The sequence below is a fragment of the Actinoplanes sp. NPDC048967 genome, from assembly GCF_040649415.1.
GTDB lineage: Bacteria > Actinomycetota > Actinomycetes > Mycobacteriales > Micromonosporaceae > Actinoplanes.
Window position 1 is genome coordinate 48,767 of sequence record NZ_JBEZFL010000013.1, and the last position, 17,231, is coordinate 65,997.

Annotated in this window: 10 protein-coding genes; 4 read left to right on the forward strand and 6 right to left on the reverse strand. The window is 73.0% G+C overall.

The window, feature by feature from the left end:
* Positions 1-3: 3 nt before the first annotated feature.
* Positions 4-519, reverse strand: a complete 516-nt coding sequence (locus tag AB0C12_RS39520) for an acyl-CoA thioesterase (RefSeq protein ID WP_360555849.1) — start codon at positions 517-519, stop codon at positions 4-6.
* Between the two features lie 50 nt (positions 520-569).
* Between AB0C12_RS39520 and AB0C12_RS39525 the strand changes: the two genes are divergently transcribed.
* The gene (locus tag AB0C12_RS39525; RefSeq protein ID WP_360555851.1) at positions 570-2,132 is read left to right on the forward strand and encodes a hypothetical protein; all 1,563 of its coding nucleotides are present in this window, start codon (positions 570-572) and stop codon (positions 2,130-2,132) included.
* A gap of 62 nt (positions 2,133-2,194) precedes the next feature.
* On the opposite strand, the gene AB0C12_RS39530 is transcribed toward AB0C12_RS39525, so the two are convergent.
* Complete coding sequence (locus AB0C12_RS39530) at positions 2,195-3,349, reverse strand: acyl-CoA dehydrogenase family protein (RefSeq protein ID WP_360555852.1); 1,155 nt, start codon at positions 3,347-3,349, stop codon at positions 2,195-2,197.
* A 169-nt stretch (positions 3,350-3,518) separates the two neighbouring features.
* Between AB0C12_RS39530 and AB0C12_RS39535 the strand changes: the two genes are divergently transcribed.
* From AB0C12_RS39535 to AB0C12_RS39545, 3 genes are all read left to right on the forward strand, one after another.
* Complete coding sequence (locus AB0C12_RS39535; RefSeq protein ID WP_360555854.1) at positions 3,519-4,958, forward strand: UDP-glucose/GDP-mannose dehydrogenase family protein; 1,440 nt, start codon at positions 3,519-3,521, stop codon at positions 4,956-4,958.
* 168 nt (positions 4,959-5,126) lie between these two features.
* Positions 5,127-10,214, forward strand: a complete 5,088-nt coding sequence (locus tag AB0C12_RS39540) for a hypothetical protein (RefSeq protein ID WP_360555856.1) — start codon at positions 5,127-5,129, stop codon at positions 10,212-10,214.
* A 21-nt stretch (positions 10,215-10,235) separates the two neighbouring features.
* The gene (locus AB0C12_RS39545; RefSeq protein WP_360555857.1) at positions 10,236-10,793 is read left to right on the forward strand and encodes a Uma2 family endonuclease; all 558 of its coding nucleotides are present in this window, start codon (positions 10,236-10,238) and stop codon (positions 10,791-10,793) included.
* 6 nt (positions 10,794-10,799) lie between these two features.
* Here AB0C12_RS39545 and purE read toward each other — a convergent pair whose 3' ends face one another.
* From purE to AB0C12_RS39565, 4 genes are read right to left on the reverse strand one after another with little or no spacing between them, the layout of a single operon-like run.
* Positions 10,800-11,297, reverse strand: coding sequence for a 5-(carboxyamino)imidazole ribonucleotide mutase (gene purE, locus AB0C12_RS39550; protein WP_360555859.1), 498 nt, complete (start codon positions 11,295-11,297; stop codon positions 10,800-10,802).
* Positions 11,294-12,466 carry a 5-(carboxyamino)imidazole ribonucleotide synthase gene (locus AB0C12_RS39555; RefSeq protein ID WP_360555860.1) on the reverse strand — a complete coding sequence of 391 codons (1,173 nt, stop codon included), beginning with the start codon at positions 12,464-12,466 and terminating at the stop codon, positions 11,294-11,296. Before AB0C12_RS39555 ends, purE begins: the two co-directional genes overlap by 4 nt.
* A 51-nt stretch (positions 12,467-12,517) precedes the next feature.
* Positions 12,518-14,506 carry a thioredoxin domain-containing protein gene (locus AB0C12_RS39560; protein ID WP_360555861.1) on the reverse strand — a complete coding sequence of 663 codons (1,989 nt, stop codon included), beginning with the start codon at positions 14,504-14,506 and terminating at the stop codon, positions 12,518-12,520.
* A gap of 35 nt (positions 14,507-14,541) precedes the next feature.
* On the reverse strand, positions 14,542-17,094 hold the full coding sequence (locus AB0C12_RS39565; protein WP_360555862.1) for a bifunctional diguanylate cyclase/phosphodiesterase: 2,553 nt from the start codon (positions 17,092-17,094) through the stop codon (positions 14,542-14,544).
* Positions 17,095-17,231: the final 137 nt, after the last annotated feature.

The following is a 17,231-nucleotide window of genomic DNA, read 5'->3' on the forward strand; positions in this document are numbered from 1 at the left end:
CCATCATTCAGCCGGTGTCGTGCGGGCGTCCTGGATCGCCTTGCGGCGGGCCAGGCGGTGCTCGCGGCGGATGATCGCCTCCCGGAAGCGGCGCTCGTCCTCCGGCGACTCCGGCAGCACCGGGGGCACGGCCCGGGGATGACCCGAGACATCCACGGCCACGAAGACCAGGTACGCGGTGGCCACGGTGAGCGGCTCCCCGCCGGCGGTGTCCCAGCGCTCCCCGGTCAGCTTCACCCCGACCTCCATCGAGGTGCTCCCGGTCCAGTTCACCTGCGCGTACGCGTGGACGAGATCACCGACCCGCACCGGCTCGACGAAGATGATCTCGTCGATGGCGGCGGTGACGGCCGTACCGCCGCTGTGCCGAGCGGCCGCCGCACCGGCCACGTCGTCGACGAACTTCATCAGCACGCCACCGTGCACCGTCCCGTACAGGTTGACGTCGGTAGCGTTCATGATCCGGCTGAGGGTGACCCGCGAGTGCGAGGTCGGCCGGCCCGCGGGTTGCTCGCTCATGGCCGACACGTTACTTCCGCACCGTTGCCGCTGACCGGTACGGTCCGGACGTGCGCCATCTGAGATCCATCCTGTATGCCCTCGTCCTCGCCCCCGCGGTCTGGATCCTCTGCGGTGTCGGCTTCGACCAGGACCTGACCGGCCGGGCCCGCGACAACGGCGGCATCGAATCGCTGTCGGGCGTGCTGCTGCTCGTGCTGGCCGGGACGGCGTACGCGATCCTGCTCTTCTCCCCGATCTCCCCGCTCGGACCGCTCCTGGCCGGCCTGGCCTTCCTCGGCGTGGGCGCCTGGGCCCGGATCGCCCCGGCGTCGTATGCCGGGGTGTGGCCGGAGAATGTGGCCTCGGACGGCTTCAACCTGAGCACGCCGGGTTACGGCCTGGCGGTGCTGCTGGCGGTGCCGCTGCTGGGGACGGCGTTGAGCGCGCGGCGGTGGCGCGGGTTCGAGCCGCCGGAGATCCTGTTCGTGGGAACGATCGGGCGGGCGCGCGGGGCGGCGGCGGTGGCGGGGACGCCGATTGCTTCGGAGCGGACGGCGGTGATCCCGCAGCAGCGGGCGGGGGCGGAGTTCGTGCCGGGCTTCGGGGGGCCGTCGGCTGACGCTACGCAGGTGATCGGCAATGGGCAGACGACTGTGGCCCAGCCGACCGTGACGTTGCCGGGCGGGTCCGGGTCTCCGGCGGCCGGGCCTCCGGCGGCCGGGCCTCTGGCAGCCGGGCCTCTGGCGGCCGCCTCCCCGGCGGCGGATGGGGATGAGAAGACGACGGTTATGCGGCTCGGTCCGCAGCCTGTTCGGGAGGAGCCGACCCAGATCGTTGCGCCGGCCGGCGAAGAGCACACCGAAGCCGTGGCGCGAGCTGGTGACGAGCCGACGGAGACCGTGACGTCGGGCCGTGAGGAAGCTACTGCCGACGTCGCGGCCGGGGAGGACGCTACTGCGGACGTCACGACCGGGGAGGACGCTACTGCGGACGTCGCGGCCGGAGAGGACGCTACTGCGGACGTCACGACCGGAGAGGACGCTACTGCGGACGTCGCGGCCAGTGAGGATGCCACTGCGACCATTTCCGGGCCCGAGGCTCCGACCAGTGCCATTTCGGCGCAGGAGCCGACCACTCGCGATCTCACCGTCGGCGAGGCGGCGGAGGACAAGACGACCCTGCTGACGTTGCCGGCCGGCGACGACGGGGACGAGAAGACGCAGCTGCTGACCCTGCCCAAGGCGAACGGCCCGGCGCCGGACACGACCGACCGCGGCGAACGGACGCAGGTGATCCGGACCGGCACGGTGGAACCGCCGGGCGACCGCACCCAGCTGCTGAGCTTCCCGGCCGCCGCGGAGCCCGTCACGGTGGCGACGCCGGTTGCCTCGGCCGGCCAGCGGACCCGCGACAACACGTCGATCGTGGCGGCTGAGCGTCCCGATCCGGGCGAGGACCCGACAACGCGGCTGACGGCGGTGGCCGAGCAGCCCGGCGAGGCGACCACCCGGGCCGACGCGGACCGCCCGGTCACGACGGTGACCAGCTTGGAACGCCCGGCCGACGAGGCCGCGGACGACACCCGGCCCCTGACGCTGCCGGCCCAGCGCCCACCGGCCGAAGGCGCGTGAACCGGCCCCTTACTTACACTTCCGCCAGGAAATGTAAGTAAGGGCCGCCCGGGAACGCAGTTTCAGTCCTTGAGGAGCTGCCGCGCCATGACGATGCGCTGGACCTGGTTCGTGCCCTCGTAGATCTGGGTGATCTTGGCGTCGCGCATCATGCGTTCCACCGGGTAGTCGCGCGTGTAGCCGTACCCGCCGAGGAGCTGGACCGCGTCCGTGGTGATCTCCATCGCCGCGTCCGAGGCGAAGCATTTAGCCGCCGCGCCGAAGTAGGTCAGGTCCGCGTCGCCGCGTTCGCTCTTGCCCGCTGCCACGTACGTCAGCTGGCGCGCCGCCTCCAGCTTCATGCCCATGTCGGCCAGCATGAACTGGATGCCCTGGAAGTCGGCCACCGCCTTGCCGAACTGCTTGCGCTCCTTCACGTACCCCTTGGCGAAGTCCAGCGCCCCCTGGGCGATGCCCACCGCCTGGGCCGCGATCGTCACGCGGGTGTGGTCCAGGGTCTTCATCGCCGTCGCGAAGCCGGTGCCCTCGTCGCCGATCATCCGGTCCAGCGGGATCCGCACGTTGTCGAAGTAGACCTCGCGGGTCGGGCTGCCCTTGATGCCGAGTTTCTTCTCCGGGGCGCCGAAGCTGACGCCCTCGTCGGACTTCTCCACCACGAACGCCGAGATGCCGCGGGACCGCGCGCTCGCGTCGGTGACCGCGAAGACCGTGTAGTACTCCGAGACGCCGGCGTTGGTGATCCAGCGCTTCACGCCGTTGAGGACCCAGTAGTCGCCGTCGCGGACCGCGCGGGTCGACATGGAGGCCGCGTCGCTGCCCGCTTCCGGCTCCGACAGGCAGTACGAGAACATGGCCTCGCCCGCCGCCACCGGGGTCAGGTAGCGCTCCTTCAGCGCCGCCGAGCCGGCCAGGATCAGCGGCATCGTGCCGAGCTTGTTGACCGCCGGGATCAGTGACGAGCTGGCGCAGGCCCGGGCGACCTCCTCGATCACGATCGCGGTGGCCAGGGCGTCCGCGCCGGCGCCGCCGTATTCGACCGGGATGTGCGGGGCGTGGAAGTCCGACGATCGCAGCGCTTCGTACGAGGCCTTCGGGAACTCGCCGCTCTCGTCCGCCTCGGCCGCGTTGGGCGCCACCCGGGCGTCGCAGACCTCGCGGACGGCCGCGCGGATGGTCTCGTGGTCCTCCGGCAGCTGGTATACGTCGAAATCAGGCATGGTTGTGGCCCTCTCCTCTGCGGCTCCGGCCTATGTTACCGACGCGTAGGGTATGCGCACTATCCTTCCGGACGGCGCGCTGATCGTGGTAGCGGTGCCATGAGAAGGTGAATGCCACGTTTCGGCGCGGGTCCCCCTCCCGTGCCCCATGTGAGTGGAGTTTCCCCCCGTGACCATCCCGTACCCGACCCACCCGGCCGTGCCCGCGTTCGCCGAGGTCGAGCCGTCCTCCGGCGCAGCCCGCCCCCGGCTGGCCTTCCTCGGCACCGGGTACCTCGGCGCGACGTACGCCATCTGTTTCGCCGAGCTCGGCTACGAGGTCCTCGGTTTCGACGTCGACGAGGCCAAGATCGCCAAGCTCGCCGCCGGGCAGGTGCCGTTCCACGAGGCCGGCCTCGACGAGCTGCTGCGCACCAACCTGGCCTCGGGCCGGCTCAGCTTCACCACCTCGTACGAGGAGGTCGCCGCCTTCGCCGACGTGCACTTCATCTGCGTCGGCACCCCGCAGCGCGGTGACGGCATGGGCGCCGACCTGTCGTACGTCGAGACGTCGGTGACCAATCTGGCCCGGCACCTGACCCGCCGGGTGCTGATCGTCGGCAAGTCCACGGTCCCGGTCGGCACCGCCGAGTGGATCGAGCAGCTCGTCGCCAAGCACACCGACCCGGAGCTGGGCATCGAGGTGGCCTGGTCACCGGAGTTCCTGCAGGAGGGGTTCGCGGTCGAGGACGTGCTGCGCCCCAACCGCATCGTCGTCGGCGTCAAGTCCGACTGGGCCAACGGCATGCTGTACGCCGCCCACAAGGGCGTCTTCGACCTGGCCGCCACCGAGGACCGCGAGGTACCCCTGGTGGTCACCGACTTCGCCACCGCCGAGCTGGTCAAGGTGGCCGCGAACGCGTTCCTGGCCACCAAGATCAGCTTCATCAACGCGATGGCCGAGGTCTGCGAGGTCGCCGGCGGAGACGTCACCCAGCTCGCCCGGGCCATCGGCTACGACCCCCGCATCGGCAACCGCTTCCTGCAGGCCGGCGTCGGCTTCGGCGGCGGCTGCCTGCCCAAGGACATCCGCGCGTTCCAGGCCCGCGCCCAGGAGCTCGGGGCCGGCGAGGCCCTACGCTTCCTGCACGAGGTCGACCTGATCAACCTGCGCCGCCGCAGCAAGGTGCTCCAGCTCGCCGCCGAGCTGCTCGACCGCCGTTCCGGGCCGGCCGGCCCCGACCTGTCCGGCACCCGGATCGCCGTGCTCGGTGCCGCCTTCAAGCCCAACTCCGACGACGTACGCGACGCGCCGTCGCTGGCCGTGGCGGCCGCGCTGGCCAAGGCGGGCGCCGACGTGCGCGTCTACGACCCGCAGGGCATGGAGAACGCGCGCCTGGCCCAGCCGGCCCTCACCTACGAGAGCTCGATGGCCGACGCGGTGGCCGGGGCCGAGCTGGTCTGCGTTCTCACGGAGTGGGCCGAGTTCCGCAACGCCGACCCGCACGTGCTCGGCGAGCTGGTCGCCGGCAAGCGGGTCATCGACGGCCGGAACTGCCTGGACGCGGTGCTCTGGGCCCGCGCGGGCTGGGCGTACCGGGGCATGGGACGGCCCGCACCGGGCCTCTGAGCCGACCCGCGGCGGAAAACCCCGGCAAAAACCGAGGTTGAGCGGGACCGAAATCGGCCGACGGCCGCGAACCTGTCGGGTTCGCGGCCGTTTCCATTGATCTCGACCTGCCTGAGACTGTTCTAATGAGGTGTCGGTTGCTTCGGTGGACGGGTCGAGGAGGTGCCGGTGGCGCAGGCTAAGGAGCCGGACGGCTACGACGAGGAGCTCGCCCGCATCGAGGCCTCGATCGCGGATCTCAAGATCCGTGACATGGCCGCCGCCAAGGAACGCACGCAGATCGCCAGCAAGATCCAGGCGGCGCAGTTCCAGCGCGACATCCTCGCCCACGCCAACCAGCAGAAGAAGCGCGCCGCGAAGCCCGCTCGCAAGGTGCGCCGCCGCCCGGTGACCGACGGGCCACCGTCCTGGGCCGAGCCCGGCACTCCGTACACGGGGCCGCCCGGCGCGGCCACGGACGGCGTGACCACGCTGGTCGACGACCCGCCGCCGACCGAGACACCGGCGCCGCCCCCGCCGCCACGCCGCCGCCGGGTCGCCCCGCTGCCGCCCGAGCCGGAGCCGCCGCACGGCCACGCGCCCGAGACTTCCTCGCAGTCGGTGCAGAACATCCTGCTCGCGCTCAGCGCGCTGGTGCTCGGCATCGCCGCCATCGTCTTCGCGGGTGCGGCCACCAACGCGGTCGGCCGCGCCATCATCCTGGCCGTCTTCACCGTCATCGCGCTGGGCGTCGCCCCGGGTGTCTCGCGCCGCGGCCTCACGTCCACCGCCGAGACCCTGGCGGCGGTCGGCCTGGTGCTGCTGCCGATGACCCTGTTCGCGCTGCACGGCAGCAGTGCGCTCGGCGGCACCGCGGTGCCGGCCCCGGTCTTCCTCGGGGTGACCCTGCTCATCACCGCGGTCGCCTCCTTCGTCTACGCGGGGATGACCCGTCTGGCAGCACCGCGCTACGCGACCGTCGTGGCGGTGCAGCCGGTGCCGCCGCTGCTGGCCTATCCGGTGATCGAGAGCCCGGCCGGCTGGGCGATGGCGCTCAGCGCGGTCGCGCTGGTCGACCTGCTGCTGCTCACCACGGTGATCCGCGAGGGCCGGCTGCTGCCGCGCTGGCCGATCGGCCGCCCGGTCGCCGCCGACCGGGAGAGCCTGGCCGAGGCCGACGCGCGCGACATCGGCGCGGCTGACTTCGCCGGTCGCGACGCCGACCCGGCCGATCCGGCTTCTTACGAGGCGGGCGCCCCGGTGCGCCCGGAGTCGCTGCCGGAAGAGCCCGACCTGATCATCGACGGGCTGAGCGGCCGGCGCCGCTGGAAGTGGCTGCCGACCCGGATCTTCCCCGGTCCGCGCCCGGCCGGTGCCGCGCCCGCCGGCTCTGTCCCGCTCGCGCCGCCCGCCACCCCGCCCTCGGCGGGCTGGCTGCGCGGCCTGACCTTCGGCCTGCTCTGCGTCGCGGCGGCGGGGGCTCTGCTGTACGCGGGGGCCGCCCTGCTCAGCGCGGACGCCGTGCCCGACGCGGTCCGGTCCGGGCTGATCCTGATCCTGGCCGCCGTGACGGTGTCGGCCGCCGCCCAGCTCGTCGGTCAGCTCCTGGCCCGCAACATCGCCGGCGGCGTGCTCGCCCTCGCGGTGATCGCGGCCTGCGCCCGGATCGCCGCCGTGGCCTCCCCGGCCTGGACCCTGGCGATCGCCGCGGCCGCCGTGGCGATCACCGGCGCCGTGGTCCGGATGGTGCCCGACGAGGTCCGCCGCGGCCCGCAGTACGCCTCGGCCGCCGCTCTCACGCTCATCGGCCTGTTCGTCGCCGTGGACGCGTTGCGCGCGGCGATCGCGCCGGTGCAGGCCGCCCGCCCGGTGTGGAACGCGGACACCGCCGCCTACGCGGACCGGTTGGCCGACGCCGCGGGCCAGTCCGGCTGGCTGCTCGCGTTCAGCGCCCTGCTGCTGACCATCGCCGCCGCCCTCGCCCTGCCGACGGAATACCGGCACGAAGGGGCCGTGGCCGGCGTCGCGCTGACCGCCCTGGCCGTGCCCGCCTCCCTGAGTCTGCCCTGGTCGGAGGCCCCCTGGCCGCTGGTGCTGGCCGCCATCGGGCTCGGCGGGGCCGGTCTGCTGGCGCCGACCCGCCGGGTCGCCATCGCGCACATCGCGGCGGCCGGGGTCGTGGGCCTGTTCGGTGCGGCCGCCGCGCTGAGCGCGTCGTGGCTCACGGCCGCGGTGCTGACCGCGCTGGCCGGCGCGGGCGTGATGGTCGCGGTCGCGGCCCGGCAGATTCCGGTACGCCTGTACGCCTGGCTCGTCGGTGACTGGGCCTCCGGGGCGGCCGCCCTGGCCATCCCGGGTGCCGTGGTCACTGCCGTGCTCGCCACCCGCGACCCCGGTGGCGGTCCGCCGCCCACCGAGAGCGTCACCGTGCCCGCGCTGGCCCTGGGTTTCCTCGCCGTGGCCGGCACGCTGACCTACGCCGCCGTCTTCCAGGTCGCCCGCCGTGAGATCAGCCTGCCGCTGACCGTCGGCGCCGGCGCGGGCGCGGTCGCCATGGCCCTGGCCGCCCTGCTGTCGCCCGGGGCCACCGCCCCCGACATCTGGGTCGGCGCGCTGCTGCTGGCCGCCGCGCTCCTGCTGTTCTTCGCCAAGTCGCTGGACAACGGCCGCCGCGCCGACCGGATGATCGACGGACCGGACATCGCCGCCGCCGCGGCGACCGTGGCCATCTGCGGCGCGCTCGCCCGGGTCGCCGCGCTGGCGTTCCCGCAGGCCCCGCTCGTCGTCGCCGCCTTCGTGGTGCTCATCGTGGCGTTCGGCGTCCGCGCCCTGCCCGAGGACTGGCGTCGCGGCCCGGTTCGCGGCGTCGCGGTCGCCGGCCTGGCCGTGGTGGCGATCGCCGGCTGGCAGGCCCTGGCCAGCGGCCTGCGCATCATCGCGGCGCCCGGCCCGATCTGGAATTCCGACATCACCGCCTACTCGACCACCCCGCCCCAGGGTGCCTGGCAGGCTCCGGTCGCGCTGCTGATCGCCGCGGTGGCCGCGTCCGCCGCGCTCCCCCGCCCGGCCAAGTACGACGTGAGCTCGGTCTGTGTCGCCCTGGCCACGATCGGCGCGCCCGCCGCCTTCGGGCTGCCGTGGTGGTCGCCGCTGCTGATCGGCGGGGCGGTCACTCTGGCGTACGGGATCGCCGCCGTCGCCGCCACGGACCCGCGCGCCGCGATCGACCGGGCCGGCGTCGCCGCCGTGGTCGCGCTGCACGCGGCCGGGGCCGGCCTGGTGCGGCCGTGGTCCACCGCGATCGCCCTGGGCCTGATCGTGCTGACCGGCATCCTGGTCGCCTGGATGTCGCGGGCCGACGTGACGCCACGCGCGCACCGCGAGTGGGCCGAGACGGCCGACGGTGACCAGGTGCTCAACCTCGCCCTCGACGACACCGGCATGCCCCGGCACCGCGCCCAGATCGGCGGGGCCGGCACCGCGGCCGCGCTGCTCGCCGCGCCCGGTGTGCTCGCCGCGGTCGCCGCGGAGAACGGCAACACGGCCCAAGTGGTGCTGACCGCCGCGCTGGCCGGCTCCAGCCTCGCGCTCGCCTTGCTGGCGATGGCCGGCCGCTGGATCCCGCAGTATCTGCCCTGGGCCACGGTCGGCCTGGTCGGAGGGGCCACGATCACCGCGCTCGCCTCGGTCCCCAGCGACTACCCCACGGCCCTGTACGCAGCCGCGGCAGCGCTGCTCGGCGTCGTCGCTGAGCTGCTGCGCGGGGCGATCCCGGCGCCGGGCCTCACCGTCGCCCCGAACCGCCACTGGGGCGAGGGCGGCTACGTGCGCCCCCGCTGGACCACGATCCGGCCGAGCGGCTTGAAGGGCCGCTGGCTCGTCGACCCGGCGACCGGCGCGGTGATCGTCGCGGCGCTGCCGACGATCCTGGCGCTGTTCTCCATCGCCCCGGCGCTGCGCGCGTCCCTGATCGACCCGTTGCAGCAGCTCGGCGCCATCTGGGACGGACCGGTCGCGGCCCTGGCCAACCCGGTGTCCGGCAACGTCGACGGCACCAGCGTGCTCGCCGCCGTGCTGCTGACGATCGCGGCGGCCCTCGCCGCGCTGGGCTTCGGCGGCAAGCCGGCTGAGGCCGTACCGGTGATCCTGCCCGGCCTGGCCATCACCCTGCTGATCGCCCCGATCGCGCTGGATGTCCGCTGGCCCGCGTCGACGACGGCCGCGCTGATCGTCTTCACCATCTCCATGCTGGGACTGGCTCTGACGCCGCCGCCGCTCGCCACCCGGGCCGGGCTGCTGCGCTCGACCCGCAACATCGTCTTCGTCATCGGCCTGCTGGCCGGCGGGGCCGGCCTGGCGGGCAGCCTCGCCCAGCGCCAGATGACGTTGTTCACCCTGGGCATGGCGATCATCGTCGGCCTGATCGGCGCGATCGGCGGCCGCAGCCAGTCCGCCCGCATCCTGGGCTGGCTGTTCGCCGCGGTGATGGGCCAGATGTTCGTGCTGACGGTCGCCCTGGTGGCCGGGCTGACCCCGCCGTGGGCGGCGTTCGGTGTGCTGGCGGTGGGCGCGGTGCTGCTGGTCCTGGAAGCCCTGCTGCCCCGCCTGGGCCTCCCCGAATACCGCCGCGAGGCAACCACAGTCGAGTGGAGCGGCTACGCGTCAGCACTGCTCGCGGGCGCGCTGGCCTTCAACTCCCCGGCGCACCTGGCGGCCCTGCTGGCGGCGTGGGGTGCGGTGCTCGGCCTGACGGCGACCCGCCCGGGCCGCACCCCGAACCAGCGCCGCAACCTGTTCTGGCTGGCGGTCGGCTTCGAGATCGTCGGCATCTGGCTGTTCATCGCGATCGCGGACGTGGCCCTGCCGGAGGCATACACGCTGCCGTTCGCCGCGCTGGCGCTGCTGGTGGGCGTGCTGGAGGCCCGCCAGCGTCCGGACCTGAGCAGCTGGGCGGCGTACGGGCCGGCTCTGCTGGCGGCCTTCGTCCCGACGATCGGCATCGTGATCGCCACGGACGCCGGCGACCTGCGCGAGCTGCTGCTCCTGCTGGGCGCGGTGACGACGCTGATCGTGGGCTCCCGCCTGCAACAGCAGGCGCCGGTGGTGGTGGGCGCGGCGGCCACGGCGATCGCGGCGATCCACTTCGCCACGACGCTGGTGGGCCCGTGGTTGGTCCTGGTCCCGGTGGGCGTGATCCTGCTCTTCCTGGGCGCGACAAACGAAAACCGCCGCCGCACCCAGGAACGCCTCCGCGGCGCCCTGGTCCGCATGCGCTGACGCAGCGATAAGATGGCCGGTATGAGCGTCGAGGCATATGGCAGGCTTCCTGCCGTCGTCACGCTCGATGACCTGGCCGCTATGAACAACGCAGACCAGCACGGCCATCGGTTCGAACTCAGTCCCGAGGGAGCCTTGTCGGTCATGCCACCGCCCGACTCTGAGCATGCCGCCATCGCAAGCCGCATATTCGCCTGGCTCATCCTTGCGGGGTGGCCGGCGGAGCAGCTGCTTCAAGCTGCCGGCATAAAGCTCCCAGGGCCGGACGGGGTCGGCGGTCGATTTCCTGATGTGACCGTCTGGGCATCGCCGCAGCCGCGCAGCGTCTGGTTGTCCGTCACGGATCTGCTGCTCGTGGTGGAGATCGTGTCCCCCGGGTCCGCCGCGATGGATCAGGTAGTAAAGATCCACGAGTATGCGCAGGCAGGTATCCCGCGGTATTGGGTCATCGACCGTGATGCCGCGCAGACAGCCACGCTGCACGTGCTCGGCCCCGACAAGAACTACGAGGTGGCCGCCAAGATGCCGCTAGCCTGGCTGCTCCAGACGGCACCGGCCGACCACTCCATCGGCGGCTGAACGACCTCAGCCGAGCAGGCGGGCGCGGAGTGCTTCGTCCTTTTCCGCGACGACCTGCTCCAGGTTGGTCTGGAACGCCTGCATGCGCTTGAGCAGCACCGGATCCGACGCCGCCAGGATGCGGACCGCCAGCAGACCCGCGTTCCGGGCACCGCCGATCGACACCGTCGCCACCGGCACGCCCGCCGGCATCTGCACGATCGACAGCAGCGAGTCCATCCCGTCCAGATACTTCAGCGGCACCGGTACGCCGATGACCGGCAGCGGGGTCATCGACGCCACCATGCCCGGCAGGTGAGCCGCCCCACCCGCACCCGTAATGATGACCTTGAGGCCGCGATCAGCCGCCGACGTCGCGTAGTCGACCATCTTCCGCACCGTACGGTGCGCCGACACGACGCCGACCTCGAACGGCACCTCGAACTCGGCGAGGGCCAGCGCCGCCGCCTCCATGGTCGACCAGTCCGAGTCGCTGCCCATGATCACGCCGACGACGGGTGTCATTCCTTGCCTTCCTGGAGCCAGCGGGCGGCGCGCACGGCCCGGGCGCGTACCGCGGTCATGTCGTCGCCCAGCACGGTGACGTGGCCGATCTTGCGGCCGGGGCGGACCTGCTTGCCGTACAGGTGCACGCGGGCACCCGGGTCGGCGGCGAACAGATGGTGCAGGCGCTCGTCGATGGACATGCCACCCGGCTCGCCGCCGAGCACGTTGGCCATCACGACGGCCGGCGCGGCCAGGGAGGTCTCGCCCATCGGATAGTCGAGCACGGCCCGCAGGTGCTGCTCGAACTGCGACGTCCGCGCGCCTTCGATGGTCCAGTGACCGGAGTTGTGCGGGCGCATGGCGAGCTCGTTGACGACGATGCCGGTCTCGGTCTCGAACAGCTCGACGGCCAGCAGACCGACCACTCCGAGGGCGTTGGCCAGGTCGATGGCCAGCTGCTGGGCCTCGACGGCCAGCTCCTCCGAGAGGCCCGGCGCGGGCGCGAGCACCTCGACGCAGATGCCGTCCCGCTGCACCGTCTCGACGACCGGGTACGCCGCGACCTGCCCGAACGGCGACCGGGCGACCAGCGCGGCCAGCTCCCGGCGCAGCGGCACCCGCTCCTCGACGATCAGCTCGGTGCCCGTGGCGACCAGCTCGGCGGCGGCCGCGGCGTCGTCCAGCATCCAGACACCACGACCGTCGTAGCCACCGCGCACGGCCTTGGCCACGACCGGCCAGCCCTCACCGGAGGACCCCGGCCCGGCGGCGGAAGCGGCAAAAGCGGTGATGTCCTCGACGGAGGTGACCGGGCGCCAGCGCGGCACCGGGGCGCCCAGTGCCGACAGCCGTTCCCGCATCTGCCGCTTGTCCTGCGCGTACCGGATCGCGTCAGCGCCCGGGTAGATCTTGACGCCCTCGGCCGCGAGCGCGGCGATGTGCTCGTTGGGCACGTGCTCGTGGTCGAAGGTGACCGCGTCACATCCCTTGGCGAACTCCCGCAGCGCGGCCAGATCGGTATGCGTGCCGATCCGCACATCAGCGGCGACGAGGGCGGCACTGTCGTCGGGCGACTCGGAGAGCACGCGCAGCGACTGGCCGAGGGTGATCGCGGCCTGGTGGGTCATCCGGGCCAGCTGGCCACCGCCCACCATGCCGACTACGGGCAGACCGGTTCGGGTATCCATCTCGCCGCCAGCCTAACGATCCCCGGCCCACCCCCGCCAAGCGCCCCGAGCTCAGGCGGACAGGCGGGCCACGAGGTCCTCGACCGTGGTCACCGGGCGGTCACAGACAAACCCACGGCAGACGTACGCCGTCGGCTTGCCGTCGATCAGTGGCCGGTCGGCCAGCAGCGGCACTCCCGGACGGTCCGGCTCGCCGGCCACCACCACGGTCCCCGGCGGGGCATGCCGGTGGGCCGCCGCCACCAGCGGATCCCCCGCCGGGTCGGTGGTCGCGATCGCGATCTCGTACGGGCCGGCCAGCACCGCCTCCGCCACCGCCGCCGAATAACCGGCGAACCGCGGATGCCCGCCGATCAGCGGCCCCACCGTGGCCAGCGCCGCGTCGGCCGCCTCCCGGTACCGGGTCTCGCCGCTCAGCGCCGCGTACGCCACCAGGGCGGCACACAGCGCAGCCAGCCCCGACGGTGTCGCATTGTCGGTCGGGTCCGCCGGCCGCGTCACCAGCCGTTCCGCGTCGTCGGCCGTGTCGTAGAAGCCGCCCTGTCCGCTCGGGAAGTGCTCGAGAGCCACGTCGAGCAGCGCCCCGGCCCGGCTGAGCCACTCCCCGTCGCCGGTCAGCTGGTGGATCGCGCAGAACGCTTCGGCCACGCAGCCGTAGTCCTCCAGGACACCGGCCGGTTCGCCGACCACGCCGTCGCGGGAGACGCGGCGCAGCCGGCCGGCCACGACGTGCCGCTCCGCCAGCACCGTCGCGAGTTCGACCGCCGGCGTGCCGTCCTTGCCGGTGAGCTGCGCATACTCGGCCAGGGCGGTCACCGCCAGGCCGTTCCAGGAGGCCACGACCTTGTCGTCGCGGGCCGGCTGCGGGCGCCGGTTGCGGGCCGTGAGCAGGCGAGCGCGTACGTCGTGCCACCGCTCGACAAGCTCAGGCACCGCGGCCTCGATGTCACGGGCCAGCACCAGCACGCTGCTGCCGTGCTCGAAGGTCCCCTTCGTCGTCACCCGGAACAGGTCCGCGGCCCAGGCACCGTCCTCGTCGCCCAGCGCCTCGATCAGCTGCACCGGCGTCCATGCGTACGTCAGTCCTTCGGTCCCGTCCGTGTCCGCGTCCAGGGCCGACGCCAGCCCGCCGGCCGGGGTGCCCAGGTCGCGCAGCAGGAACGCGGCCGTCTCGTCGGCCACCCGCCGGGCGAACGGGTCACCGGTGAGCCGCCACAGCTGGGTGTAGACGCGCAGCAGCAGCGCGTTGTCGTACAGCATCTTCTCGAAGTGCGGCACGGTCCACGTGTTGTCCACCGCGTAGCGGGCGAAGCCGCCGGCGAGCTGGTCATAGAGGCCGCCCCGGGCCATCTGCTCCGCGGTGTGCCGGACGATCTCCAGGTCGCCGGCCGAGCCGGTGCGCTGGTGATGGCGGAGCAGGAACTGCAGGTTCATGTGCGGCGGGAACTTGGGCGCGCCGCCGAACCCGCCGTACGAGCGGTCGTGGTCCTTGGCCAGCAGGTCCGCCGCCGTGTCGAGCAGGTCCGCCGAGATCGGCGCGGTTTCGCCGCCGGTCAGCTGGGCGCCGCCGATCGCCTCGACCACCGCGGACCCCTGGGTGACCACCGCGTCGCGCTGGTCGCGCCAGGCGGTGGTGACCGAGTCGAGCAGGCGGGTGAAGTTGCCCTTGGGGAAGTACGTGCCGCAGAAGAACGGCTCGCCGGCCGGGGTGGCGAAGACCGTCATGGGCCAGCCGCCCTGCCCGGTCATGGCCTGGGTGGCGGTCATGTAGACGGCGTCGACGTCGGGCCGTTCCTCGCGGTCCACCTTGATCGCCACGAAACCGTCGTTGACCAGGCGGGCGACCTGCTCGTCCTCGAAGGACTCGTGGGCCATCACGTGACACCAGTGGCAGGCGGCGTAGCCCACCGAGATCAGCACCGGCACGTCCCGCCGGCGGGCCTCGGCGAACGCCTCGTCGGACCAGGGCCACCAGTCGACGGGGTTGTCCTGGTGCTGGAGCAGGTAGGGCGAGGTCGCGCCGGCAAGACGGTTGGCCATGCAGCCAACCTAGCCCGAGCGGGCCGCCGTAAACCTCAGGAGGCGCCGTCCGCGCGCAGGGGAATGACCTTGGGTGGCGCCGCCTGGGCCAGCTGGTTGAGCGCCGCGACGATCTTGTCGGCGGGCAGCGGGCGGCTGAAGTGGTAGCCCTGCGCCGAGGTGCAACCCAGCGCCAGCAGGGCGGCGCGCTGGTCGGCCGTCTCGACGCCCTCGGCGACGACCCGCGCGCCCAGCCGGGCGCCCAGCTCCACCGCGCCCCGGACCACGGCGGCGGCCGCGGGCGAGTCGGTCATGTCGGTGACGAAAGACCGGTCGACCTTCAGCTCGTCCACCGCGACCCGGGTGACGAACGACAGCGACGAGAAGCCGGTGCCGAAGTCGTCGACCGAGATCTGCACGCCCATCTCGCGCAGGGCGGCGATGACCTCGTCCACGACCTCCTGGTCGCTGACCGCCACCGACTCGGTGATCTCCAGGACCAGCCGGCCCGCGCCCAGCCGGTGCCGGCGCAGCGCGTCGGCGACCTGGGCCGGCAGGGTGGCGTCGAGCAGGCTGCGCGCCGACACGTTGACGGAGACGGGCAGCTCGAGGCCGTGGCCGGCCCAGTCCGCGGCGGCGGCCAGGGCGTGGTCGAGGACGTAGCGGGTGAACGGGGCGAGCAGCTCGCCGTGCTCGATGGTGTCGATGAAGTCGTTCGGGTTGAGCATGCCGCGCCGGGGGTGCTTCCAGCGGATCAGCGCCTCGACGCCGGTCGGCGCGCCGGTCTGCAGGTCGACCTCGGGTTGCAGGACGAGCATGAGCTGGTCATCGGCGGTGAGCGCGTCGTAGAGCTCGGCCGGCAGGGCCAGGTGGTCGGTGCTGCTGGCGTCGTGCGCGCTGTCGTACGCCGCCACCCCGACGTGCAGCTCCTTGGCCTGGTCGAGGGCGATGCCGGCCCGCCGGATCAGCTCGGCCAGGTCGGTCGAGCCGGCGCTGGACACGGCCACGCCGACCGCGATCTCGGTGACCAGCCGGACGCCGCCGATCTCCATCGGCAGGCCGAGCTGGTCGACCAGCTCGCGGGCCCGGCGCACGGCCCGGGGCAGCGGGTTCGGCGTCTCGTGCAGCGGCGTGGCCGAGTCGGTGAGGGTGGCGATGGTCGGCAGCAGCACGGCGAACTCGTCGTCGCCGAGGCGGGCCACCAGCTCCTGCTCGCGGGCCAGGTCGGTGAGGCGTTCGGCCACCGTGCACAGCATGGCGTCGCCGGCCCGGTGCCCGAGGGTGCCGTTGACCTCGCGGAAGTCGTTGAGGTCGAGCAGCAGCAGCGCGACCTGCCGGTCCCGGTCGAACGAGTGCAGCAACGCGTCGCCGTCGGAGAGCAGCGCGGATCTGTTCGCCAGGCCGGTCAACGGGTCGTGCACACCGTCGTGGGCCACCTTCTCTTCCAGCTGAGCCAGCCTCTCGTGCGCCGCCGCGTCGTGCAACGCGCCGGCCAGGGCATCCCCGTACGCGGAGACGGCGAGTTCGTCGCGGGCGACGGGCAGGGTCGGCTCGGACAACCACACGGTCAGCTCGCCGACCTCGGCGCCGCCGACCGTCATGGTGCGCGTGATCACCGGACCGGGCAGGGCGCCCGGAGTGGGGTCGTGCGAGGCGCCGTCGGCCGCGTACCGCCGGGGGCTGCCGGTGCGTTGCAGGACCTCGATCTCGACCCGGAGGGCGCCGAACACGTCCAGCGCCCCGCGCAGGCCGGCCGCCGCGACGGCCAGCTCGGAGGAACCGCCCAGGGTGCGGGTGGCGCGGGCGAACGCCTCCCAGATCCGGCGTTCCTCCTCGGCGCGCAGGTGGTAACGGTAGGTGCGTTGCAGCAGCCACAGCGACGGCGGCAGCCCGAACAGCCAGATCGGCCCGTTGACCAGCGCGAAGAGGGAGAGCAGGCCGACCAGCACGTTGCCGACGAACATCGGCAGCTTGGCGTGCAGGGCGCGGACGGCGATCTGGGCCGGCGGGGCGTCCCGGTGCAGGGAGAGGGTCAGCACCGCGAGACCCATCGTGACGACCAGATAGGCGAACGCGCCCGCGATGAGGCCGACCTGCGTGCGGGCGCTGCCCAGCGGTGCGGCGGGGCCGGTGATGGCGTACGCGATGGTGGTCGCCGCGGCGGCGCCGAGACTCAACGAGGCGGCCAGGTGCACCAGGTCGGCGACGACACGCTGATCGTTGAGCCAGGTGATGACGACCCAGGCCCCGACGGCACCGAGCAGAGTGGCGGCGGGCAGCCAGCCGGGCGGAGCCAGTGCGAAGCCGACGATGAACGCCGTCTCGCCCCAGGAGATGCTCACCGTGCCGCGGCCGACCCGGAAACGCAGCCGGGCGAGTTGCGCGGCCGCCACGAGCAGGACGGCGGCGCCGATCGCGCCGGCCGGTGAAAGCGACACGATCTCCGGCCCGCGCAGCGGAACGATCATGCCCGCGCCGGCGACGAGCAAGGCGGTGACGACGACGATCCAGGTAAGGACCCGACCGGCTTTGGGTCGCGACAGCGGACCGCTCTTGAGGGGGGTCCGATCGCGCCGGGTGCCGGTCGTGAGGACGGGCTGGGAAGTCATGCCACCCCCCTGCTGACCAGCGGCACTGGCGGATGCACGTGCATCTGCAGTGGAGGAAGCGAGGGCTGGAAGATGGTCATCGTCAGCCCCCTTTCCGCACAGGGTCGAGGGACGTCAAAGCCCCCCGGCGGAAGGCT